Here is a 21,400-nt window from a genome sequence, read left to right as displayed (position 1 = left end):
GGTGTGTTCGGTCTATCTGTTCCGCGATGACGAGACGCTGGAGCTGTGTGCAACCGAAGGCTTGAACACCGAATCTGTGCACCAGACCCGGATGCGCATCGGCGAGGGCCTGGTGGGGCGGGTGGCGAGATACGGCAAGGTGGTGAACACGCCGGATGCGCCCAATGCCAAGGGGTTCCGTTATATGCCGGAAACCGGGGAGGAGCGGTTTTCCTCCTTCCTCGGGGTGCCGGTGCAGCGGCTGGGCGAGATGCTGGGTGTTCTGGTGGTCCAGTCCAAGGAGGGGCGCGAGTTTTCAGCCGATGCGGTCTATGCGCTGGAAGTGGTGGCGATGGTCATCGCGGAGATGACCGAGCTGGGCGCCTTTGTCGGCGAAGGCGCGGCTCTGTCGCCGTTGCACCAGCAGCCGGTTCTGATCCACGGTACCTCGGCCCAGGAGGGCGCGGCAGAAGGCCACGTCTGGCTGCATGAGCCGCGGGTGATCGTGACCAATCCGATTGCCGATGATCCCCAGCGTGAGCTGGAGCGGATGAACGCCGCGGTCGAGGAACTGCGAGTCGGCGTTGACAAAATGCTGGAAGTTTCCCGCAACGGCGACAAAGACCAGCTGCAAGTTCTTGAGGCCTATCGGATGTTTGCCAATTCCAAAGGCTGGATGCGGCGGATGGAAGAAGACATCGCCCGCGGTCTGAGCGCCGAAGCCGCAGTGGAAAAAGAGCAATCCCAGGCCCGCGCCCGGATGAGCCAGGTTCAGGACGCCTACCTGCGCGAGCGGCTGAGCGACCTGGACGACCTGTCCAACCGCCTGCTGCGGATTCTGACCGGGCAGGGGGCAGACACCGGGGCCGAGCTGCCGGATAACCCCATCCTGATCGCCCGCAACATAGGACCGGGGGATCTTCTGGAATATGGCCGCGGCCTGCGGGGCATCGTGCTGGAGGAGGGCTCGGTCGGATCCCACGCCGCGATTGTCGCGCGGGCACTGGCCATTCCGCTGGTAGTGAATGCCAAGCGGGTCACCACCGAGGCGCTGAACGGCGACCACATCATGGTGGATGGCGATCAGGGTGTGGTGCATCTGCGGCCCGATGAAACAGTTGTCGGCGCCTTCCGCGACAAGATCGCGATGCACGCCCAGGCGCAGGAGCGCTATGCGTCAATCCGCAGCAAGCCGGCGGTCACCACTGACGGCCAGCGCATCAATATGGTGATGAATGCAGGTCTGATGGCGGACCTGCCGTCGCTGGATAGTTCTGGTGCCGAAGGTGTGGGGCTGTTTCGCACGGAATTGCAATTTCTAGTGCGGAATCAGATGCCCAAGCGCTCGGAATTGGTTGCTTTGTACAAGCGGGTGTTGGATGCCGCCCATGGTAAACCGGTGATTTTCCGCACTCTGGACATCGGATCCGACAAGGTTCTGCCCTATATGAAACCGACGGATGAACCGAATCCTGCACTGGGCTGGCGGGCGATCCGGGTGGGGCTGGACAAGCCTGGCATCATGCGGATGCAACTGCAGGCGCTGCTGCGCTCGGCCGAAGGGCGGCCGTTGTCGATCATGTTCCCCTTTGTTGCCCAGTTCGAAGAATACCGCGCGGCCAAGGCCGAAGTGGACAAGACCATCGAGCGCGAGCGTATTCTGGGCCATGTGCTGCCAGCTGAGCTGGAGATCGGCGCAATGCTGGAAACGCCGTCGCTGGCCTATGCGCCGCAGAAGTTCTTTGACGAGGTTGCCTTTATCTCGATCGGCGGCAATGATCTGAAACAGTTCTTTTTTGCCGCCGACCGCGAGAATGAGCGCGTGCGCCGCCGCTATGATACGCTGAATGTGAGCTTTCTGACCTTCATTGAGCGCATTGTAGAGCGCTGTGTAATCTCAGGCACGCCGCTGAGTTTCTGCGGCGAGGATGCGGGCCGCCCGGTCGAGGCCGTGTGCCTGGCTGCCATGGGCATTCGCACGCTGTCGATGCGCCCGGCCTCCATCGGGCCGGTCAAATCGCTGCTGCTGCGGGTGGATCTGGGCGAGCTGCGCAAGATCATCTCGGATGCGCGCCACCGCGGCGACCAGGCGGTGCGCCCGGCGGTGATGAAATACCTGCGGGAACTTTGACCGGCGCGGACCCTGAGTCCGGCAGATGATTTCATTGGGTTTTTGAGCAGACCCGGCAGGGACTGTGCTAAAGCTCCATGCCCATTTACTTCAAGCTTAAAACTTTAGGCTTGAAGTTTTTTTGGACCTGCTTATCCTGACCATCAGAGACGTGCGCTGAGCGGGAAGGGATGATCATGAAAGTCGCCTGTTTGGGAGGAGGGCCTGCGGGTCTTTACTTTGCCATCTCGATGAAGCTGCGCCAACCCGAGGCTGAGGTCACGGTGATTGAGCGCAACAAATCCGATGATACCTTTGGCTGGGGCGTGGTGCTGTCGGATGATGCGCTGGAGAACCTGACTGCAAACGACCCCCAGAGTGCGGCGGCGATCCGGGAAAGCTTTGCCTATTGGGACGACATCGCAGTTGTCCACGACGGAACCCGCACGGTGTCGGGCGGCCACGGCTTTGCCGGGATCGGGCGTAAGCAGATGCTCTTGCTGCTGCAGGACCGGGCACGCGAGCTGGGGGTGGACCTGCAGTTTGAAACCGTGGCCAAGCCTGCGTCGGAGTATCAGAAAGATTATGATCTGGTGGTTGGCTGCGACGGGCTGAATTCCAGTGTCCGCAATGAGTTCGCGGAACATTTTAATCCGGAAATCGACGTGCGCCCCTGCAAGTTTATCTGGCTCGGTACCCATCAGAAATTCGACGATGCCTTCACCTTCATCTTCGAGAAGACCAAACACGGCTGGATGTGGGTCCACGCCTATCAATTTGACGACAACACCGCGACGGTGATCGTCGAATGCTCTGCCGAGACCTGGGAGGCCTGGGGCTTTGAGGGCATGAGCAAGGAGGAGACCGTCCGTACCTGCGAGGAGATTTTTGCCGATCACCTGGGCGGCCACCGGCTGATGTCGAACGCGGCCCACTTGCGCGGCGCGGCGGTGTGGATCAACTTTCCGCGGGTGCTCTGCGAAAAGTGGCACCACGAGAATGTCGTGCTGCTGGGCGATGCCTCGGCCACGGCGCATTTCTCGATCGGGTCGGGCTCGCGGCTGGCGTTTGACAGTGCGATTGCACTGGCGGAACTGGTCAGCACCGAACCCGCACTGGAGCGCGCATTCGAACGCTATCAGGAGGAGCGGCGTCTGGATGTGCTGCGGCTGCAGTCAGCGGCGCGCAACTCGCTGGAGTGGTTCGAGGAGGTTGAACGTTATCTGGATATGGACCCGGTGCAGTTCAATTATTCGCTGCTGACCCGGTCGCAGCGGATTTCCCACGAGAACCTGCGCCTGCGGGATGCGGAGTGGCTGCAAAGCGCCGAGAAATGGTTTCAGGCCAAAGCCGGAGCGCCCGCTGATGCGCCGGTGCGGCCGCCGATGTTCGCGCCCTACCGTCTGCGCGGCATGGAGCTGCAGAATCGCATCGTGGTCTCGCCCATGGCGCAATACAAAGCGGTTGAGGGCTGCCCCGCAGACTGGCATCTGATCCACTATGGCGAGCGCGCCAAGGGCGGGGCGGGGCTGGTTTATACCGAGATGACCTGTGTGTCGGCTGAGGGCCGGATCTCGCTGGGCTGTCCGGGGCTGTATGCGCCGGAGCATGAGGCAGCGTGGAAGCGCCTGACGGACTTTGTGCATGCGGAGACGAACGCCAAGGTCTGCTGCCAGATCGGCCACTCGGGCCGCAAGGGCTCAACCCAGCTGGGCTGGGAGGAAATGGACGCGCCCTTGCCTGACGGGAATTGGGAAACAGTATCTGCGTCGGCCATCCCGTGGTCGGACAACAATCCGGCCCCGAGGGAGATCACGCGGGCGGAAATGGGTCAAATCCGGGACGAATTTGTTGCATCCGTCCAGATGGCAGAGCGCGCAGGATTTGACATGATCGAACTTCATGCGGCGCATGGTTACCTGATATCCTCCTTTATATCGCCAAAATCGAACATTCGGGCAGATGAATACGGTGGCAGCCTGGAAAACCGCCTGCGCTATCCGTTGGAAGTGTTCCAGGCCATGCGCGCGATGTGGCCGGAGGGAAAACCGATGTCGGTGAGGATCTCTGCCAACGATTGGGTTGGCAACGATGGCGTGACGCCGGAGGAGGCGGTGGAGATTGCCAAGGCCTTTACCGCGGCGGGAGCGGATATCATTGATGTGTCGGCCGGGCAGACCTCGACAGAGGCGCAGCCGGTCTATGGCCGGATGTTCCAGACGCCGTTTTCCGACCGCATCCGCAATGAGGCCGGGATTGCCACCATGGCGGTGGGCAATATTTATGAAGCAGACCATGCCAACTCGATCCTGATGGCGGGGCGGGCGGATCTGGTCTGCGTGGGCCGGCCGCATCTGGCGGATCCCTATTGGACCCTGCACGAGGCGGCGCGGATCGGCGACCGGCACGGGCATTGGCCGCTGCCCTATCATGCGGGCCGGGATCAGGCCTGGCGCCTGGCCGACCGCGAAGCGGAGGTGATCCGGGCATGACACGCAGGGTACTGGTCACAGGCGGCGGCACCGGGATTGGCAAGGCAATTGCCCATGCCTTTGCCGCGGACGGCTGCCATGTCACCATCGCCGGCCGCCGCCGGGCACCGCTCGAAGCGGCGGCGGAAGGGCTGAATCTGGATATCCGCGAGGCGGATGTGACGGATGAGGCGCAGGTGGAGGCGCTGTTCGACACGCCCTACGACGTGGTGATTGCCAATGCAGGCACCGGGGTTGCGGCGCGGATCGAGGATGTTGAGCTGGAGGATTGGCAGCGCACGCTGACTGTGAACATGACGGGCACGTTCCTGACCTTCCGCGCTGCGCTGCGGGCGGGGATGAAACCGGGCGGGCGGCTGATGGCCATTGCCTCAACCGCGTCCTTGCAGGGCGGGGCGCAGATCCCGGCCTATGCGGCTTCCAAACACGGGGTGCTGGGGCTGGTGCGCTCGGTGGCGCAGAGCGTGGCCAAGCGCGGGATCACCTGCAATGCGATCTGCCCTGGGTTTGTTGATACCGAGATGGCGGAGAGCGCGATCAACGGGCTGATGGCCCGGCATGATATTGCGCGGGAGAAGGCGCTGAAGATGGTGGTTGGCGGCAATCCGATGCAGCGGCTGATTGCACCGGAAGAAGTGGCCGCAACGGCAGTGTTTCTGGCATCCGCGGGCGCGTCTTCGATCAACGGGCACGCGATGAGCGTTTCGGGGGGAGAGATTTGAGCACGACATCAAAAGACCGGCTGCGGCTGTGGCTGAAGGTGCTGAAGGCCACCAAGGCGGTGGAAAGCGACGTGCGCGAAAACCTGCGGCGGGAGTTTGCAACCACGCTGCCGCGGTTTGACGTGATGGCGGCGCTGATGCAGCACGAAAAAGGCCTGAAGATGAGTGAGTTGTCGGGCGTTCTGAAAGTGTCGAACGGCAACGTGACCGGCATTGTCGAGCGGCTGGTCGAGGACGGCCATGTGTTGCGCGAGAAGGTTGAGGGCGACCGGCGCGCCAATCTGGTGCGGCTGACGGCGGCCGGCCAGACGGAGTTTTCGCGCCAGGCCGAGGCGCATGAGGGTTGGATCAATGCGGCCTTCGACGGGCTGACAGCGAATGAGGCGCAAGCGATTGCGGAAAGCCTGGACGCGGTGGCGCGGCGGCTCGATGAGGGAGGAAAGGCATGAAGGTGAACACGGAGCCGAAGCATTTTCTGTGCCGGATCGAGGAGGGGGTTGCCACAATCTCGCTGGACCGGCCGGAGCGGAAGAACCCGCTGACCTTCGACAGCTACGCCGAGCTGCGCGACTGGTTCCGGGACCTGCATTATGACGACACGGTCAAGGCGGTGGTTTTTGCGTCCAACGGCGGCAATTTCTGCTCGGGCGGAGATGTGCATGACATTATTGGGCCACTGACGAAGATGAGTATGAAGGAATTGCTGGCCTTCACCCGGATGACCGGCGATCTGGTCAAGGCGATCGTGAATTGCGGCAAGCCGGTGATTGCGGCGATTGACGGCATCTGTGTGGGGGCGGGGGCGATTATCGCCATGGCCTCGGATATCCGGATCGCCACGCCTGAGGCAAAGGTAGCCTTTCTGTTCACCCGTGTCGGGCTGGCGGGCTGCGACATGGGCGCCTGCGCAATCCTGCCGCGGATCATCGGCCAGGGCCGGGCGGCGGAGCTGCTGTACACCGGTCGGTCGATGAGCGCCGAAGAGGGCCACGCCTGGGGCTTTCACAACACGCTGGTGGCGCCGGATGAGCTGGAAGGTGAGGCACAGGGCTGGGCGGAGCGGATCGCAGCCGGTCCGAACTTCGGCCACATGATGACCAAAACAATGCTGGCGCAGGAATGGTCGATGTCGATCGAACAGGCCATCGAAGCCGAAGCGCAGGCGCAGGCGATCTGCATGCAGACGGCGGATTTCGAGCGCGCGTATCATGCCTTTGTGAACAAGGAAAAGCCGGTGTTCGAGGGCGGTTGAGCCGCTTCTGGCCGCGGGCCGCGCGCCGGAGGAGGGTAGAGGAGCCTCCGGCGGAGTATTTGAACAAAGGTGAAACAGGGAGGGCCGCGCCATGGCGGACAAGTCGTTTCTGAACTGGCCGTTCTTTGAGGATCGGCACCGGGCGCTGGCGGAGGAGCTGGAGGCCTGGGCCGGGGCGCATCTGGCGGGCATCGATCATGCGGACACGGATGCCGCCTGCCGGGCGCTGGTGGCTGCGTTGGGCGCGGGCGGCTGGACGCAGCACTCCGGCGCCATGGCAGGCGAGCAGCTGGATGTGCGCGCACTGTGCCTGATCCGCGAGGCGCTGGCGCGCCATGACGGGCTGGCGGATTTCGCCTTTGCCATGCAGGGGCTGGGCACCGGGGCGATTTCGCTGTTCGGCACCCCGGAGCAGCAGGCGGAATGGCTGCCGCTGACACGCGCGGGCAAGGCGATTTCGGCCTTTGCCCTGACCGAGCCGCAGTCGGGGTCGGATGTGGCCAATTCCACTATGACGGCCACCCTGGACGGCGATCAGTATGTATTGAACGGCGAAAAGACCTGGATCTCGAATGGCGGGATTGCCGATGTCTACACGCTGTTTGCCCGCACCGGCGAGGCGCCAGGGGCAAAGGGGTTGAGCGCCTTTATCGTGCCGGCTGGCCTGCCGGGGTTTGAAGTGGTGGAGCGGCTGGAAACCATTGCGCCGCATCCACTGGCAACCTTGCGGTTCAGTGACTGCCGGATCCCTGAATCCGCCTTGCTGGGGCAGCCGGGGCAGGGCTTCAAAATCGCCATGTCGGTGCTGGATGTGTTCCGCTCCACCGTGGCGGCGGCGGCGCTGGGGTTTGCCCGCCGGGCGCTGGATGAATCGCTGGAGCGGGTGACCGCGCGGCAGGTTCAGGGGGCGCCGCTTTTTGATCTGCAGATGGTGCAGGGGCACATTGCCGATATGGCTCTGGATGTGGATGCCAGCGCACTGCTGGTTTACCGCGCGGCCTGGGCCAAGGATGCAGGCGCCGCGCGGGTCACGCGGGAGGCCGCGATGGCCAAGCTGTTTTCCACTGACCAGGCGCAAGCTGTGATTGACAAGGCGGTGCAGCTGCATGGCGGCGACGGCGTGCGCCGGGGCCAGAAGGTGGAGGAACTCTACCGTGATATCCGGGCCTTGCGGATCTACGAGGGTGCCTCGGACGTGCAGCGGGTGGTGATTGCCCGCCAGACCCTTGGCGCCTTTCAGGGAGGGAACTGAGATGCTGGGACCAACCGCGCATGCGGACACATTTGCCCGGGACAACCTGCCGCCCATGGACCAGTGGCCGGAGTTCCTGCTGGAGGGGTTTGAGTACCCCGAGTACCTGAACGCCGCGGTCGAACTGACCGATGCGATGGTGGAGAAGGGGTTCGGCGACCGCACCGCGCTGATCGGCAACGGCCGCTACCGGACTTACAAGGAGCTGGCGGACTGGACCAACCGGCTGGCGCATGTGCTGAGCGAGGATCTGGGCGTGAAACCGGGCAACCGGGTGCTGATCCGCTCAGCCAACAATCCGGCGATGGTGGCCTGCTGGCTGGCGGCGACTAAGGCGGGTGCAGTGGTGGTCAATACCATGCCGATGCTGCGCAAGGGCGAGCTGGCCAGGATCGTCGACAAGGCCGAGATCTCCCACGCGCTTTGCGACACAAGGCTGAAGGATGAGCTGGTTGCCTGCGCCAAGGAGTCGAAATTCCTGAAGACGGTTGTCGGCTTCGATGGCACCTCCAACCACGACGCGGAACTGGACCGGCTGGCGCTGGAAAAACCAGTGGCCTATGAGGCGGTGCAAACGGGGCGCGATGACGTGGCTTTGCTGGGCTTCACCTCCGGCACCACCGGGTCGCCCAAGGCGACAATGCATTTTCACCGCGATCTGCTGATCATTGCCGACGGCTATGCGCGTGAAGTGCTGGATGTGCAGCCCGAAGATGTGTTTGTCGGCTCGCCGCCGCTGGCCTTTACCTTCGGGCTGGGCGGGCTGGCGATCTTCCCTTTGCGGTTCGGCGCGGCGGCGACACTGCTGGAAAACGCAACGCCGCCCAACCTCATCGAGATCATAGAGAAATACAAGGCAACCGTCTGCTTTACCGCGCCGACGGCCTACCGGGTTATGCTGCGGGCGATGGAGAAGGGGGCGGATTTGTCCTCGCTGCGCGCGGCGGTGTCGGCCGGCGAGACCTTGCCCGCACCGGTCTATGATGAGTGGATGCAGAAGACCGGCAAACCGATGCTGGACGGGATCGGCGCGACCGAGATGCTGCATATCTTCATCACCAACCGGTTCAGCGATCACCGGCCTGCTTGCACCGGCAAACCGGTAGGCGGCTATCAGGTGAAAGTGCTGGATGCAGACGGCAACGAGGCCCCGCACGGCAAGGTCGGACGGCTGGCGGTCAGGGGGCCTACCGGATGCCGATACCTGGCTGATGACCGGCAGGCTGAATACGTGCAGGACGGCTGGAACATCACCGGGGACAGTTTTATCCGGGATGACGGCGGGTATCTGCATTTTGCCGCCCGCAACGACGACATGATCGTCTCGTCCGGCTACAATATTGCGGGCCCTGAAGTGGAGGCCGCCCTGCTGGCGCATGAAGCGGTGGCGGAATGCGCGGTGATCGGTGTCCCGGATGAAGCGCGCGGCGAGATCGTGCAAGCGCATGTAGTGCTGGCCGATGAGCAGGCGGGGTCGGATGAACTGGTCAAGCTGCTGCAGGATCACGTGAAGTCGGAAATCGCGCCTTATAAGTATCCTCGTTCAGTGGTATTTACCGCAGCATTGCCGAAGACCGAGACAGGCAAGATCCAGCGTTTCAGGCTGAAGGCCTAGCTGTCAGGGCGTTTCCTGGGGCTTATCCTGCTGGTGGCTGTCAAGCCGCTGGCCGGAGAGCTGCCGCAGCCGCCGCCAGTCCGGCCCGGCAAACAACGCCTCGAATTGGGCACGGTTTGAGGTCATCGCCCCGCACGGATGGCGGGCCAGGTGAACGTGCTCTCCTCAAGGCGCTTGTATGCCATGACGAGGCCGCTGGGCTCCGCCCGTTTGGCGCGGAACATGAAGACCGTGCCGGTGAACGGATCTTCCGCCAGCGCTGACTGCACGAGCGCTGCCAGACCGTCATGGCCTTTGCGGAGCAAGCCTTGGGCGCCATTGGTTTGAGCCCAATGGCGAGCCACCGGTTTCGCTGCCACCAGAATCCGGACGCCCTGTGAGGGCATCAGCATGGCGAGGCCCCTAGCGCATGCACCATCTTGGCGGTCCGGGTTGCGGGCGTGCCGGGCGCCAGATCGATCCTGACTTCGCCCGAGACGAGCCGGATCACCTCTTCCGATGCGGCAATGTCCGGCTCGGGCTGCACCTCCGGCACATCGCAGACCACCAGCGGGGCGAAGACCGGGTCGTCCAGCTCCGCCGCTGGCAATACCAGTTTCCCCGGCGTCGCCTGCCGGCGCCAAGCTGATAGCTGGTGTGACGGCCCCCATACCGCGCCGCCACACCAGTCACCGTTGCGCCCGGCTCAAGCGTATCCGCCACCGCCCGGGCCTTGTCCCGCGCCGCCTGTTCCAGCGTCACCTGCGGGGAGGGCCGGGGAGAGAGCCATCTTATTCGGCACGGTTTTCTAGCCATGACGGCATTCGATCATAGCCGACGCGCTGGTTTTCGAAGAAACGGCAAGATTGGCCATAAATTTGGAGACACGGTTGGCCCGTCAAACGGTGTGTTGAGGGCAGCGAAAATCGCAGCTTTGTCGCGGCTGTTACAGCTCAGTATGTCCTCAAGACTGAACAGCGTATTAGGACCGCTAAGAATGGAACGATAGTCCGGCATCAGATTTGCGACGCGCTCGCGGGCAAGGCTCAATAGCTCGGGATAGAGTTTCAAATCGGCCCATAGCGTCGCGCCGATGATACGCACACCTGCAACTTCGGTCGCCGCGCCGTGCAGAGCGCGAATATTCAGACCTTCGGCCCTGAGCTGTAAAACTTCAGACTTGATCTGACGGACACCTCAGCTTTCCGTGCTGAGAACGGGCTGGTGGCTGTCCGATGGTCCGGAAGCCGAGATTGTCTTGTCCCTGGCAATATGTAGCGTTTCGCGGAAAGTCTGCATAGGCGTCTTGCCATAGCAGTATCGTCCCGAATGCGGCCGCTGCTCGTTGTATTTTGCCAGCCAGGCGTCCAGATCCACCTGCAAGTCCTCCACCGTCCGGTAAAGCTTCTTGCGGAGTGATGAGGATCAGAAAAGGCCCCAGTGGGGCGTTTTCCCGAAGAACGATGTCGTAGAACTCGTCCTTGATGGTCCGGTGGAAGCGCTCGCAGATCCCGTTGGTCTGGGGGCTGTTCGCCTTGGTCCTGGTGTGGTCCACGTCCTCGACGGCCAGATAGAGCTGATAGGCATGGTTTTCGACCTTGCCGCAATATTCGGTGCCGCGGTCCGTCAGGATGCGCAGCAGGCTGATGCCGTGTTCAGCAAAGAAGGGAAGGACCCGGTCGTTCAGCAGGTCGGCCGCAGTGATCGCGGTTTTCCCGGTGTAGAGCTTGCAGGCCGCCACCCACTCGTAGGTGTCGATGAAGGTCTGCTGATAAATCCGGCCGACGCCCTTCCTGCTGGGCGGCCAGAAGAGCGTGTACCGCGTGTTTAGTGAAGATGATGGCCGTGCCGGCCGTCTCTATGGGCATTGGGTCCAGAGGCTGCCAAAGGAGTACCGGCGGCAGCTCACCATCAATGGCAAGCCCACCGCAGAGCTGGACTATGGCGGGATGCAAATGGCCCTGCTGTATGCCCGGCAGGGCAAGCCGATGCCGGACACTGAGGACCTTTACGCCGTGCCTGGATTCCACCGGGACGACATGAAGTCGGTGTTGACGCGGTCTGTCGGCACAAGCACCCGTGCAGAGGCTCTGGGAGCCTTGCGGAAGCTGCTGTTGAATGAGGGTCGCTACCGTGAAGGGCGTGAGCTGGAGCTGTACGAGGCCTTCTAGGGCTTTCACGAGGGTATGCCGTCTCATCAGGGTGGCAACCAGGCAGCTTGGGCAGAACTGCAGGCCATGGACAGCCGTCTGGCCCTCCGTGTCCTGGGCAACCTGTTGGAGCAGGGGGTAACCGCCGGATTGGCCAGACTGACGGCGGCCTGACGGTTTATGTCTACCGCTACAAGGGCGACAATACCTTCCATATGGGCGTTATGGCGCAGGAGGTCGAGGCGGTGCAGCCGGAAGCGGTTGTGGAACGCCCGGACGGCCTGAAGGCTGTGCGTTACGACCTGATCGGGGCCTAAGGCATGTTTGACCTGCGGGACGGCATCCAGCGATCTGCGGGCGCCCTTGGCGTGTCGCCGGTGGATCTGGCCACGGCCATTTCCTATGAGACTGCCGGCACATTCGACCCGGCCAAGGCTGGCCCGACAACACAGTGGGGGCAGCACCGCGGCCTGATCCAATTCGGAGAACCGCAGGCGCAGAAATACGGCGCCGACTGGGATAACCCGGTCGGCTCCCAGCTGGGCGAAGACGGCGCAGTGGTGAAGTACCTGCGGGACACGGGCGTAAAACCCGGCATGGGCCTGCTGGACATTTACAGCGCGATCAATGCGGGCGGCGTGGGCCGTTATGGCGCATCCGACGCGAGCAATGGCGGAGCGCCCGGCACCGTGCGCGACAAGGTTGAGCAGCAGATGGCAGGGCACCGCCGGAAGGCTGAAGCCCTGTTTGGCGGCGGCAGCACACCGGGTTTCATGGCAGGCGGCGAAGGCAGCGACAGAATGGGGGCACCTATGCAGCAGGATCAAGAGCAACGCGGCGCGTTCGGCATCAAGCCGGAACTGGCGATGGCCCTGGCGGGCGGCTTCTACAACATGTCCCGGCCCGTCAGCGGCGACCAATTCCTGCAGAACGCCTATCAGATGAGGGCGCGCGGCGAGAAGGACGCCAAGGCGACAAAATCGCGCAACCAAACAGCGGAATGGCTGCGCGGCAATGGCTACGGTGAGTTTGCCGAGCTGGTGGACAGTGGCGCGGTGAGCGCTGGCGACGTGTTCAATGTCGTGATGAAGGAGCGGATGCAGGCGCCCGAGGACAACCGGACAAACGACCTGATCGAGTACGAATACGCTAAAGCACAGGGATTTGACGGCTCCTTTGTGGACTTCCAGCAGCAGAAGCGCGCTGCGGGGGCGACCCAGATCAACAACACGGTCGGCGGCGCTGGTGCGCCCGGCCTTGGCAAGCTGTCTACCGATTACGGCTATGTGCTTGACCCGGCGACCGGCGGGGCGCGGATCGACCCGGAGACGGGGCTTCCGACCGCTGCGCCCATCCCTGGATCCCCGGCGGAGCTTGAGATCCAGGCGCAGGCGGCGGCGGCAGCAGAGCGAGGGGGGCAGGCCAACAGGTCCGCAAACATCGTTCTGGAGGATATCGACCGCGCGCTGGGGCAGTCTGAGGGCTGGGGCACAACCGGAGCTGTCGGCGGGGTTCTGAGCGGCCTTGGCGGGACGGGCGCCCACGACCTGCAAAACACCCTGCGGACCGTGCAGGCGAATATCGGCTTTGACCGGCTGCAGCAGATGCGGGAAGCGAGTCCGACCGGCGGCGCCCTGGGCGCGGTCTCAGAGCGCGAACTGACCGAGCTGCAGGCCGTTCTAGGCAGCGTGCAGCGGTCGCAAAGCAAAGAGCAACTGCAGCGCAACTTGCAACGCCTCCGGGTCGTTTATGACGGCATCAAGCAGAAAGCCGAGGCGTATCCGAACGCCGCAGAATTTGGCTTCGAGCCAGCCGCGCCGCAGGGCGGTGTTATCCCGCCGGGAATCGCCCCGGAGGATTGGGAGTTTATGACCCCCGAGGAAAGGGCTTTGTTCCAATGACACCAAAGCAGCAGAAAGCCCTTGCGCTGGCGCGCGCGAGGCGCCGCCGGGCCGCGGCGCAGCAGCCGCAGGAGCAGGAGGCAGTGGCGACACAGGAAGTCCCTCAAACCAATCTGGTTGAGCAGACCATGAACGGGGTAAACGAGGGGCTGGCAGAGCTGGCAGGCTTGCCTGTAGATCTGGCAACTGGCGCCCTCAACCTTGGGATTTCCGGTGTCAACGCCATGGCGGGAACGGACATTGACGCGATTTCCGACCCGATTGGCGGTAGCGGCTCGTTCAAGGGCGCGCTGTAGGGAACTGAATCCATCACTGACGCGCAGCCGGAGACGGCGGGGCAGCGTTACGCTCGGAGCATCGGGCGTGAGGCTGGCGCCATGGTTATCCCAGCAGGCCTTACAGCAAGGACGGCTAAGGGGTTGATGCCCCTTCTAGGCCTCGAAGCCGCATCGGCGGCAGGGGCGGGTGTTGGTTCACAGGTGGCGCGCGATATTGCCCCTGACAGCCAAATCGCAGAGTTTGCGGGCGGCCTGCTGGGTGGGCTTGCGCCCATTGCTACCTCTCGTGCGGTGCGCGCTACGCCGATACCACGATCAGGACGACGAAAGCGACGACCTGTCGATGCGCCGGGTGCGTTACACTGAGGCCTATATGCGGGTCGATGTGGAGGGCACGGGCGTTGCGCAGCTCTATGCTTTCATCATGGCTGGCAGCAAGTACAAGCTGCTGGACCACTACCCGGTGGATGACACGCCGTTTGCCATCTTTGAGATCGACCCGGAGCCGTATACCTTCTTTGGCCGGTCCTTGGTGGAGCTGATCCAAGAAGACCAGAACGCCAGCACCGCCTTGCTGCGGGGCATCTTGGACAGCGTGGCACTGGGCAACTCCCCCCGCGGGGCTTTCGATGAAGACAACGTTGATTCCGATGACATGATGAACGGCGAGGTGGACGGCCTTGTGCGCGTGAAGGGTACGCCAGCTGACAAGTTCCTGCCGTTGAACACCACATTCCCGGCGGCTGATGCGCTGGCCGCGGCGCAGTATCACGACGTTGTGACGCAGAACAAAACAGGCATCACCGAAGCGGCCAGCGGCCTGAACCCGGACGCGCTGCAGAATGCAAACGTTGGCGCGGTGAACATGCTGGACCGGGCGGCGGCCGCGCAGCCCGAGGTGATGGCGCGGCACCTTGCCGAGGGCGGCATGACGCGGCTTTTCCGCATCGTTCTGCGCCTGCTGAAAAGCGGCGAGGCCGGGCCGGTCACTATGCGTCTCAATGGTCAGTTCACCGAGCTGGACGTGTCGCAGTTCGATCCGGATCTGGATGTGACAATCAACGTCGGGCTGGGCAACGAAGGCGAAATGGTCAAGGTCGCAATGCTCGGGCAGACCTTTGATCGCCAAATGGGCATCTGGAGCGAATTCGGGCCGGAGAATGGCCTGGTGACCATGACCAACATTCGCAACACCCTGGCCGACAGCCTGATGCTGTCCGGGCTGCACAATGTGAGCCGCTACTGGCAGCCGATGAATGAGCAGATCGAGGCGGAGCTTGCCGAGAAATCGGCGGCAGATGCTGCGAACCAGCCGGATCAGCCCGCCCCCCTGGTGCAGGCGGAGCAGGTCAAGGCGCAGGCGATGATCCAGAAGGCGCAGCAGGATGCGCAGATCAAGATTATGCAGAGCCAGCAGAAAGCCGCGCTTGACGTTCAGAAAGCGCAGCAGGACGGCAGCATGAAGATGGCCGAACTGGCAATGAAAGATGACCTCGCCCGCGATCAGATGCTGCAGGATGGCATCTTCCAGGCCGCTGAATACTTGATGCAGCACGGCGTGGGTGTGGACCTGGATCAAATCTACCAGATGCAAGCACAGAACTGAGGGTATCAATGACCGAAAAGACCGAAAAGGCCACTCGCGCGGAAGCGCTGCAGGCCAGCAAACTTTTTCAGGAATACCATCAAGAAACCGTTGAAGAACAAGTGAAAATCTTCGAAAATACGGATGCGAAGATGGAAGATACTTCCGAGGCGCATGCGATGCTTCGCGCCCTCGGGAAGCTCAAGGCGAAGATGGCAAGAGCGGTGACTGCCGCCAAGCTGGAACGCCGGCCGAAGCTCAAGGGCCGAAGCCGCCAACTGCCCCGCCGTGATGGCGACGGCTTTCCTTTAAATGGAGTTACAAATGACTGAAATCAGCACCGGGGCGGATGCCGCGACTGAATCCATGTCCTTTGATCAGATGGTTGACAGCTTGATTGAGCCGGAAGCCGAAGACGACACGCAGGACGACCATGCAGAAACCTCCGACGCACCTGATCTTGAGGAAGATCAGACGGACGATGGCGACGATGAGCGCGATGCGGAAGACGCCGATGACGACGGCGAACAGGATGATGAAGACGAGGAAACCGAGGTAGGATCCGAGGCCCAGCTTTTCACCGTCAAGGTTGACGGCAAGGAAGAACGGGTATCTCTGGAAGAACTGCAGCGCGGCTATTCCGGTCAGAAGTACATCCAGCAGGGGATGCAAGAAGTCTCTGAGGCCCGCAAGCAGGTCCAGACCTACGGGCAGACCATGCAGCACCAGCAGCAGCAACTTGAATACCTGGTTCAGGCGGCCGAGCAGGGCGGTTTCAATCCCCCGCAGCCCCCGGATCACGAATTGCTGCGGACCGACCCGCTCACCTACATGCAGCAGCAGGCGGCGTACAATGAGCATTGGCGGGCAGGGCCTCAACGCCCTTGGGTGTCAGCACGGCGATCTTTGCATCGTCGGTTTTCGGGGCCTTCTCCCATTTGGCCAGGCCGTCAGACATGACCCGGCCAACTACGGTTGGTTGCGAGGGGCCAGTGATCCGCCAGGCTCCATATCCGAAACGGTGATATTGAACTTGGCCATCTTTGATGTGCTGCAGCGCCTGCTGCTGTTTCGGTGTCGGTTTCATCGGTTCCTCCGGGCGGGGATTTCTGGATTACAGGGCGGCAGTGATGGCCAGCAATCCCAGCCATCCACCAAAGATCACGAACAGAAGTCCGTACCAGCCAAGCGCCACCCACATGGCCCACGCCAGCGGCGAGACCTCTGCGGCCAGGCGCGGCTCAATGAACCAGCAGAGCGCCGCCGCTACCCATGCCAGCGCGGCTGGGATGCCGATCAGCGACCACGCAACGCCGTTACCGGAAGCGTGTTCAAGCCAGTGAAAGTTGGTCATTCCGTCGCCGTTAGACATGGCGGTTCTCCTGGTGGTGTTTTATGGATTGGCGGCTAAAGGCAGGCGCGGGCTATGGTGTCAGCAGCACTATTGGCGCCGCGCAGCTGGGCCTTGAGTGTCTCAATCTCTGCTGCAGCTTCAGAAAGCGCCTGTGACAGTTCCTCCTGCGCGGACCGCAGTGTATCGCGTTCAGTGGTCAGCGCGTGGATGCGAATGTCTTTCTCGCAATCGGCTCCGCTCTGAACCTCGCTTTCATGTTTGAACGTAATCCCGTCGCGCGGGCCATTTGGGCCGTTTGGGTGGGAATAGGCGAAGGCATCAGAGTGGGTGAAGCGCCCGGCTTCGTCAGCGTGCAGGGTGTAGCCTTGCGCGCCGGGGCAGTACCATCCGCGCCCGTCCTTGTGGATCAAGTATCCTGTTTCTTGCTGTGCCATAGGGCCTCCGGCGGTTGTTGGAAGTGTTGTTGCATGAATAAGCGATATCGCTTAATGCGGAGCTGACCAGAAAATTGACAGACTTACCGATATCGGATACCGCCACCCCCATGGGTAGACCGCCGCTCAAAGTGAAGCCGACTGTGGTGCGATTGGCGCCAGAAGACCTTGAGCGCATCGACGCGCTGGAGGGGCCTAACAAGCGTGCAAAGTTCATCCGTGAGGCTGTTAAGGAAAAGCTCAATCGTGAAGGGGGGCAGGGCGATGCCGTGTCCAGAAAGCAGTCCAACAATTCGAGCAGCGACTAAGCTGCCGCGTAGAGAAAACAGTGACAGAATCCGAAAAGTTTGCCGTGGGCTATGCCCGCGTTTCAACCGTCGACCAAAACCTTGATATGCAGATCGCAGCCATCAAAAAGCACGGCGTGCCTGATCATCTGATCTTCACCGACAAGATGAGCGGCGCCAGCCAGAAGCGGCCCGGCCTTGATGAGGCGATCCGATCAAGCCGCCGCAGTGGCGCTGAATTCGTGGTCTGGAAGCTGGACCGCCTGGGCCGCACCATGCGCGGCATCATCGACACGATGCATGGGTTTGAGCGCGACGGCGTGCGCCTGGTCAGCCTGACAGAGAACTTTGACCTTGGCACGCCGATGGGCAAGGGCATGTTCCATATCATGGCGGCGCTGGCGCAGATGGAGCGTGACTTGATCCGGGAGCGCACCATGGCCGGGCTGAAGGCGGCTAAGGAGCGCGGGGAAGCGCACGGCCGCCCGCAGACCATGACGCCGGAAAGGGTGGATAAGGCGCGGGAACTGGTGTTGGCTGGCAAAAGTCCGATGCAGATCCTGCATGAGCTGCAGGCGATTGAAGGCCCCAGGATTGGCCGGTCCCGCGTGTATCAGTGGGTGAAGGATTTCAAGTCGCTGTCGCCGGTCGCTCCGGTGGCCGCGTGATACATCAAAGGAGCATGAGAACGGAACGGAACCGAAACAGGAATGTTGAGAGACTTGTTGAGAGCGCTTTTCGCGGGCTTGGGAAAATCAGCGTAAGGGCTTGATTTTGCTTGGAGGCGAGTACCGGAATCGAACCGGTGTACACGGATTTGCAATCCGCTGCGTCACCACTCCGCCAACTCGCCATCCGTGGTGTAGGAGGTGATTAATCATATGCCCGCGGCCGGTGCAAGAGGCGTTTTGCCTCTGTCAGGGCCAAATTTTGCTTTTCTTTCCGGAAGGGTGGAAACTCACCCTCCTGCGCTTTGGTCAAGTGCTGCCACGCGGATGGCTTCGGCGATCAAGGCGGGAATACCGGGCAGCGCACCTGTGACGGGCAGCAAAATTCCTTGGAAACCGGCAGTCTCAAGCGCTTGGGGGATGTCTTGTTTCACATGGTCACCGGCTTGGGCAAAGAATGGCAAGCAAATGGAACAGGCGGGCAGGGACATTGCGGCTGCATCAACCCGGGGGGGCTGTTCCACATAGCCCGGCGAGAGTGTGCAGCCGGGCAGTAAAGGACGCAAGCGGGCTGCAAAATGCTCTGCGGCCTCTGCCGCCTTGGGGCCGCGGGCAGAACCGTGCGCGGCAAGCAGAAGATGCGTTTCCGTTAGTGGCCAGCTTAGCCTTTCTGCGGTCTGTCGGATGGCCTGTGCCGCAAGGGCGGGAAGGGCAGCATCCAGACCAAAAGGCGGGGCCATGCGGTAGCAGCGGCCCTGCAGGCGGTCGGGCAGAACTTTGGCCGTGAACCATCCCTGCGACATGAAAAACGGGTAGATCACCGCGCCTTCGGAGATTTCTTGCTCCAGCCGTCCAGGCGTGGCGAGGGTGGCAGAGCGCACATCCCAATCCGGCAGAAACGCCGCAACCTCTGCCGCAAGACCGGCCAGGGCAGCTTCTGCCGGAGCGGGGTCGGAGGGCTGGCCATGGGCCGTTATGACGGCGGTGCGTGTGGTCTTCGTCAAGGTGGAGGTCCGGATCGTTGAAGTTGCAGACGTTGGCAGAATTGTTCCTATATTTGGGGGGCTTGCCGGGCATCCCGCAAGGCATGGAGAGATTTTATCTGCGGCCCGTTGAGAAACGAAACCTAGGTGGTTGACCTTCCCCGGTGCTTCACCTAAATCAGCAAGCACTCTGAGCGGGTATGGTGAAATGGTATCATAAGAGCCTTCCAAGCTTAAGGTGCGGGTTCGATTCCCGCTACCCGCTCCAGATCCTTCCCGATTGCTATTCTGCTACTCCGTTACGCGGGTTGTCCGCGCTTTCATGTGCTTTTTGAAACGGCTCAGTGCTTGACGCGCGGGGCCTTCAGGGCCATGAACCTTGGCGAATGCGCGGGGTTTCATACCCGCCAGCCCAAAGTGCAGAAGGATCCGGAATGGCGCGGAGACAAGCGGCCCCGAATGCGGAACAGGAGCGCGAAGGCTCCCGGAAAATTGGCGTGCTGTCGGCGTTGTGGCCGTTCATGCGGCCGTACCGCCTGTTGATGATAGCTGCGACCTGCGCGCTTGTAATGACCGCGGCGCTGTCGTTGACGCTTCCTTTGGCGGTGCGTCGGGTGGTGGACAATTTCCGGGTTTCGGATGCTGAACTGCTGAACCTTTACTTTGGTGCGGCGCTGGGGATTGCGGCGCTGCTGGCGGCTGGCACCGGCGTGCGTTATGCGCTGGTGACCCGGCTGGGCGAGCGGGTGGTGGCCGATATCCGTAAGGCTGTGTTTGACCGGGTGATCGGGATGAGCCCTGAGTTTTACGAACGGGTCATGACCGGTGAGGTGCTGAGCCGGATCACCACAGACACCACGCTGATCCAGTCGGTGCTGGGATCCTCCGTTTCAATCGCGCTGCGCAACCTGCTGATTTTCCTGGGCGGCATGGTGCTGATGCTGCTGACCTCGGCCAAGCTGACGATGATGGTGCTGCTGATCGTGCCGGCTGTCATTGTGCCGATCCTGGTTCTGGGCCGCCGCTTGCGGGCGATCAGCAAGGAAAACCAGGATTGGATTGCGGCGTCCTCGGGTAATGCGGGCGAGGCTTTGGGGGCGGTGCAGACCGTGCAGGCCTTTACACATGAGGCCGCCAGCCGCCTGAAATTCGGCGAGATGACCGAAACCGCCTATAATGTTTCCTGCCGCCGGATCCAGACACGGGCCTATTTGACCGTCATTGTCATTTTCCTGGTGTTCTCCGGCATTGTCGGCGTGTTGTGGATGGGCGCCAATGATGTCCGCGCCGGTGCAATGTCCGAAGGCACGCTGATCCAGTTTGTGATCTATGCTGTGCTGGTGGCGGGTTCGGTTGCGGCGCTTTCGGAAATCTGGAGCGAACTGCAGCGCGCTGCCGGCGCGACCGAGCGGCTGGTGGAGCTTCTGAATGCGAAGGATACCGTGCTGGATCCGGTTGCCGCACAGGTGCTGTCGGCGCCAGTGAAAGGCGAGATCACGTTCGAAAATGTGTCGTTCCGCTATCCGTCGCGCCCCGATGTTTCGGCGCTGGACGCGGTGTCCCTGGCAGTAAAGCCGGGCGAGACCGTGGCCTTTGTCGGGCCTTCCGGGGCGGGCAAGACCACCATCATTCAGCTGCTGCAGCGTTTCTATGATCCAAACCAAGGCGCGGTGAAGCTGGACGGCGCAGCGCTGACTGCGCTGCAGCGGGACGAGTTCCGCCGCCATATCGCACTGGTGCCGCAGGATCCGGTGATCTTTGCCGCTTCAGCGCGCGAAAACATCCGGTTCGGCCGGCCTGAGGCCTCGGATGCCGAGGTTGAGGCCGCGGCCCAGGCGGCTGCCGCGCATGAGTTCATCTCGAAACTGCCCGAAGGCTATGACAGCTTTGTCGGTGAACGCGGGGTGATGCTGTCGGGCGGTCAGAAGCAGCGGATTGCCATCGCCCGCGCCATTCTGCGCGATGCGCCGGTACTGTTGCTGGACGAGGCGACCTCGGCGCTGGATGCCGAAAGCGAACGTTTGGTGCAGGCCGCGGTGGACGAGCTGAGCCAGGGCCGCACCACGTTGATCGTGGCGCACCGTCTGGCGACAGTGAAAAAGGCCGACCGGATTGTGGTGATGGATCAGGGCCGGATCGTGGCCACCGGCACCCACGATGAACTGGTGGCGCAAGGCGGGCTGTATGCGCGTCTGGCCAAGCTGCAGTTCACCGAAGGGCTGGCGGCGGAGTAAACGCCAACTCCTGCAAAACACCCTGCACCCCGGACCGGTTCCGGGGTGTTTTTCGTTTCGGAAACTGCAATGGGCGGGAAAATGGCGCCACGTCATGCCGCAACCTGCCTTGGCGTGACCCTGCA

At 62.3% G+C, this 21,400-nt stretch carries 24 protein-coding genes, 2 tRNA genes and 1 pseudogene; 17 read left to right on the top strand and 10 right to left on the bottom strand.

The window, feature by feature from the left end; genetic code table 11:
* From ptsP to A2I95_RS05945, 7 genes are all read left to right on the top strand, one after another.
* Positions 1–2,110: phosphoenolpyruvate--protein phosphotransferase (gene ptsP / locus A2I95_RS05975; RefSeq protein ID WP_291728806.1), on the top strand; the 2,110-nt coding region annotated here is incomplete at its 5' end.
* Between the two features lie 176 nt (positions 2,111–2,286).
* A complete protein-coding gene (locus tag A2I95_RS05970; RefSeq protein ID WP_291728804.1) occupies positions 2,287–4,581 on the top strand; it encodes a bifunctional salicylyl-CoA 5-hydroxylase/oxidoreductase in 2,295 nt (764 codons plus the stop codon).
* Positions 4,578–5,303 carry an SDR family NAD(P)-dependent oxidoreductase gene (locus A2I95_RS05965; RefSeq protein WP_291728802.1) on the top strand — a complete coding sequence of 242 codons (726 nt, stop codon included), beginning with the start codon at positions 4,578–4,580 and terminating at the stop codon, positions 5,301–5,303. The genes A2I95_RS05970 and A2I95_RS05965 overlap by 4 nt, the downstream gene beginning before the upstream one ends.
* Entirely contained in the window at positions 5,300–5,752 is a 453-nt protein-coding gene (locus A2I95_RS05960) for a MarR family transcriptional regulator (protein ID WP_291728800.1), read from the top strand. Before A2I95_RS05965 ends, A2I95_RS05960 begins: the two co-directional genes overlap by 4 nt.
* Positions 5,749–6,555 carry an enoyl-CoA hydratase family protein gene (locus tag A2I95_RS05955; RefSeq protein ID WP_291728798.1) on the top strand — a complete coding sequence of 269 codons (807 nt, stop codon included), beginning with the start codon at positions 5,749–5,751 and terminating at the stop codon, positions 6,553–6,555. The genes A2I95_RS05960 and A2I95_RS05955 overlap by 4 nt, the downstream gene beginning before the upstream one ends.
* A gap of 91 nt (positions 6,556–6,646) precedes the next feature.
* Positions 6,647–7,807, top strand: coding sequence for an acyl-CoA dehydrogenase family protein (locus A2I95_RS05950; protein ID WP_291728796.1), 1,161 nt, complete (start codon positions 6,647–6,649; stop codon positions 7,805–7,807).
* 1 nt (position 7,808) lies between these two features.
* A complete protein-coding gene (locus tag A2I95_RS05945) occupies positions 7,809–9,422 on the top strand; it encodes an AMP-binding protein (RefSeq protein ID WP_291728794.1) in 1,614 nt (537 codons plus the stop codon).
* A 3-nt stretch (positions 9,423–9,425) separates the two neighbouring features.
* Here the strand turns inward: A2I95_RS05945 and A2I95_RS05940 are convergent, their stop codons facing one another.
* The 4 genes and pseudogenes from A2I95_RS05940 to A2I95_RS05925 all read right to left on the bottom strand — a co-directional run.
* Positions 9,426–9,548 carry a hypothetical protein gene (locus A2I95_RS05940; RefSeq protein WP_291728792.1) on the bottom strand — a complete coding sequence of 41 codons (123 nt, stop codon included), beginning with the start codon at positions 9,546–9,548 and terminating at the stop codon, positions 9,426–9,428.
* Positions 9,545–9,814, bottom strand: a complete 270-nt coding sequence (tnpB, locus tag A2I95_RS05935) for an IS66 family insertion sequence element accessory protein TnpB (protein ID WP_291728790.1) — start codon at positions 9,812–9,814, stop codon at positions 9,545–9,547. Before tnpB ends, A2I95_RS05940 begins: the two co-directional genes overlap by 4 nt.
* Entirely contained in the window at positions 9,808–10,011 is a 204-nt protein-coding gene (locus A2I95_RS05930; RefSeq protein WP_291728788.1) for a hypothetical protein, read from the bottom strand. The genes tnpB and A2I95_RS05930 overlap by 7 nt, the downstream gene beginning before the upstream one ends.
* Before the next feature lie 587 nt (positions 10,012–10,598).
* Positions 10,599–11,232, bottom strand: a pseudogene (locus tag A2I95_RS05925) (integrase core domain-containing protein); the annotation flags it as partial.
* On the opposite strand from A2I95_RS05925, the gene A2I95_RS05920 reads away from it, so the two are divergent.
* The 6 genes from A2I95_RS05920 to A2I95_RS05895 all read left to right on the top strand — a co-directional run bounded on the left by A2I95_RS05920 (position 11,225) and on the right by A2I95_RS05895 (position 15,647).
* Positions 11,225–11,572: a hypothetical protein gene (locus tag A2I95_RS05920; protein WP_291728786.1), complete on the top strand. Its 348-nt coding sequence runs from the start codon at positions 11,225–11,227 to the stop codon at positions 11,570–11,572. The pseudogene A2I95_RS05925 and the gene A2I95_RS05920 sit on opposite strands and share 8 nt — an antisense overlap.
* Positions 11,573–11,619: 47 nt before the next feature.
* Positions 11,620–11,868 carry a tail fiber domain-containing protein gene (locus tag A2I95_RS05915; protein WP_291728784.1) on the top strand — a complete coding sequence of 83 codons (249 nt, stop codon included), beginning with the start codon at positions 11,620–11,622 and terminating at the stop codon, positions 11,866–11,868.
* Between the two features lie 3 nt (positions 11,869–11,871).
* On the top strand, positions 11,872–13,452 hold the full coding sequence (locus A2I95_RS05910) for a hypothetical protein (protein ID WP_291728782.1): 1,581 nt from the start codon (positions 11,872–11,874) through the stop codon (positions 13,450–13,452).
* Positions 13,449–13,748, top strand: coding sequence for a hypothetical protein (locus A2I95_RS05905; protein WP_291728780.1), 300 nt, complete (start codon positions 13,449–13,451; stop codon positions 13,746–13,748). Before A2I95_RS05910 ends, A2I95_RS05905 begins: the two co-directional genes overlap by 4 nt.
* 268 nt (positions 13,749–14,016) lie before the next feature.
* Positions 14,017–15,336 carry a cell envelope integrity protein TolA gene (locus A2I95_RS05900; protein ID WP_291728778.1) on the top strand — a complete coding sequence of 440 codons (1,320 nt, stop codon included), beginning with the start codon at positions 14,017–14,019 and terminating at the stop codon, positions 15,334–15,336.
* A gap of 8 nt (positions 15,337–15,344) precedes the next feature.
* Positions 15,345–15,647: a hypothetical protein gene (locus A2I95_RS05895; RefSeq protein ID WP_291728776.1), complete on the top strand. Its 303-nt coding sequence runs from the start codon at positions 15,345–15,347 to the stop codon at positions 15,645–15,647.
* On the opposite strand, the gene A2I95_RS05890 is transcribed toward A2I95_RS05895, so the two are convergent.
* Genes A2I95_RS05890 through A2I95_RS05875 form a run of 4 tightly spaced genes read right to left on the bottom strand, consistent with a single transcriptional unit; the run spans position 15,634 to position 17,103 of the window.
* Positions 15,634–16,176, bottom strand: coding sequence for a hypothetical protein (locus A2I95_RS05890; protein WP_291728774.1), 543 nt, complete (start codon positions 16,174–16,176; stop codon positions 15,634–15,636). The genes A2I95_RS05895 and A2I95_RS05890 overlap by 14 nt on opposite strands.
* Positions 16,139–16,402: a hypothetical protein gene (locus A2I95_RS05885; protein WP_291728772.1), complete on the bottom strand. Its 264-nt coding sequence runs from the start codon at positions 16,400–16,402 to the stop codon at positions 16,139–16,141. The genes A2I95_RS05890 and A2I95_RS05885 overlap by 38 nt, the downstream gene beginning before the upstream one ends.
* Before the next feature lie 27 nt (positions 16,403–16,429).
* Positions 16,430–16,687 carry a hypothetical protein gene (locus tag A2I95_RS05880; RefSeq protein WP_291728770.1) on the bottom strand — a complete coding sequence of 86 codons (258 nt, stop codon included), beginning with the start codon at positions 16,685–16,687 and terminating at the stop codon, positions 16,430–16,432.
* Between the two features lie 35 nt (positions 16,688–16,722).
* Complete coding sequence (locus A2I95_RS05875; RefSeq protein WP_291728767.1) at positions 16,723–17,103, bottom strand: hypothetical protein; 381 nt, start codon at positions 17,101–17,103, stop codon at positions 16,723–16,725.
* 110 nt (positions 17,104–17,213) lie between these two features.
* On the opposite strand from A2I95_RS05875, the gene A2I95_RS05870 reads away from it, so the two are divergent.
* Positions 17,214–17,411 (top strand): hypothetical protein, encoded by a 198-nt coding sequence (locus tag A2I95_RS05870; RefSeq protein ID WP_291728765.1) that lies wholly within the window; start codon positions 17,214–17,216, stop codon positions 17,409–17,411.
* A gap of 20 nt (positions 17,412–17,431) precedes the next feature.
* Complete coding sequence (locus A2I95_RS05865; RefSeq protein ID WP_291728763.1) at positions 17,432–18,058, top strand: recombinase family protein; 627 nt, start codon at positions 17,432–17,434, stop codon at positions 18,056–18,058.
* A gap of 111 nt (positions 18,059–18,169) precedes the next feature.
* Here the strand turns inward: A2I95_RS05865 and A2I95_RS05860 are convergent.
* Positions 18,170–18,243: transfer RNA gene (locus tag A2I95_RS05860), tRNA-Cys, on the bottom strand.
* Positions 18,244–18,348: 105 nt separating this feature from the next.
* Positions 18,349–19,062: a CbiX/SirB N-terminal domain-containing protein gene (locus A2I95_RS05855; protein ID WP_291728761.1), complete on the bottom strand. Its 714-nt coding sequence runs from the start codon at positions 19,060–19,062 to the stop codon at positions 18,349–18,351.
* A 173-nt stretch (positions 19,063–19,235) separates the two neighbouring features.
* Here A2I95_RS05855 and A2I95_RS05850 point away from each other — a divergent pair.
* Positions 19,236–19,309: transfer RNA gene (locus A2I95_RS05850), tRNA-Gly, on the top strand.
* A 166-nt stretch (positions 19,310–19,475) separates the two neighbouring features.
* On the top strand, positions 19,476–21,275 hold the full coding sequence (locus A2I95_RS05845) for an ABC transporter transmembrane domain-containing protein (RefSeq protein ID WP_291728759.1): 1,800 nt from the start codon (positions 19,476–19,478) through the stop codon (positions 21,273–21,275).
* The last annotated feature ends 125 nt before the right edge of the window (positions 21,276–21,400 follow it).

Source organism: Leisingera sp. F5, assembly GCF_001593695.1.
The sequence above is the reverse complement of the archived record's forward strand: the minus strand, read 5'-3'. Positions and strand labels throughout refer to the sequence as shown.

What these genes read in the sequence shown, in the direction of transcription:
- A2I95_RS05970 (WP_291728804.1), top strand. Translation starts at nt 2,287, where the DNA reads ATGAAAGTCGCCTGTTTGGGAGGAGGGCCTGCGGGTCTTTACTTTGCC.
- A2I95_RS05965 (WP_291728802.1), top strand. Translation starts at nt 4,578, where the DNA reads ATGACACGCAGGGTACTGGTCACAGGCGGCGGCACCGGGATTGGCAAG.
- A2I95_RS05955 (WP_291728798.1), top strand. Translation starts at nt 5,749, where the DNA reads ATGAAGGTGAACACGGAGCCGAAGCATTTTCTGTGCCGGATCGAGGAG.
- A2I95_RS05950 (WP_291728796.1), top strand. Translation starts at nt 6,647, where the DNA reads ATGGCGGACAAGTCGTTTCTGAACTGGCCGTTCTTTGAGGATCGGCAC.
- A2I95_RS05945 (WP_291728794.1), top strand. Translation starts at nt 7,809, where the DNA reads ATGCTGGGACCAACCGCGCATGCGGACACATTTGCCCGGGACAACCTG.
- A2I95_RS05940 (WP_291728792.1), bottom strand. Translation starts at nt 9,548, where the DNA reads ATGACCTCAAACCGTGCCCAATTCGAGGCGTTGTTTGCCGGGCCGGAC.
- tnpB (WP_291728790.1), bottom strand. Translation starts at nt 9,814, where the DNA reads ATGCTGATGCCCTCACAGGGCGTCCGGATTCTGGTGGCAGCGAAACCG.
- A2I95_RS05910 (WP_291728782.1), top strand. Translation starts at nt 11,872, where the DNA reads ATGTTTGACCTGCGGGACGGCATCCAGCGATCTGCGGGCGCCCTTGGC.
- A2I95_RS05905 (WP_291728780.1), top strand. Translation starts at nt 13,449, where the DNA reads ATGACACCAAAGCAGCAGAAAGCCCTTGCGCTGGCGCGCGCGAGGCGC.
- A2I95_RS05895 (WP_291728776.1), top strand. Translation starts at nt 15,345, where the DNA reads ATGACCGAAAAGACCGAAAAGGCCACTCGCGCGGAAGCGCTGCAGGCC.
- A2I95_RS05890 (WP_291728774.1), bottom strand. Translation starts at nt 16,176, where the DNA reads ATGCTCATTGTACGCCGCCTGCTGCTGCATGTAGGTGAGCGGGTCGGT.
- A2I95_RS05885 (WP_291728772.1), bottom strand. Translation starts at nt 16,402, where the DNA reads ATGAAACCGACACCGAAACAGCAGCAGGCGCTGCAGCACATCAAAGAT.
- A2I95_RS05880 (WP_291728770.1), bottom strand. Translation starts at nt 16,687, where the DNA reads ATGTCTAACGGCGACGGAATGACCAACTTTCACTGGCTTGAACACGCT.
- A2I95_RS05875 (WP_291728767.1), bottom strand. Translation starts at nt 17,103, where the DNA reads ATGGCACAGCAAGAAACAGGATACTTGATCCACAAGGACGGGCGCGGA.
- A2I95_RS05870 (WP_291728765.1), top strand. Translation starts at nt 17,214, where the DNA reads ATGGGTAGACCGCCGCTCAAAGTGAAGCCGACTGTGGTGCGATTGGCG.
- A2I95_RS05845 (WP_291728759.1), top strand. Translation starts at nt 19,476, where the DNA reads ATGGCGCGGAGACAAGCGGCCCCGAATGCGGAACAGGAGCGCGAAGGC.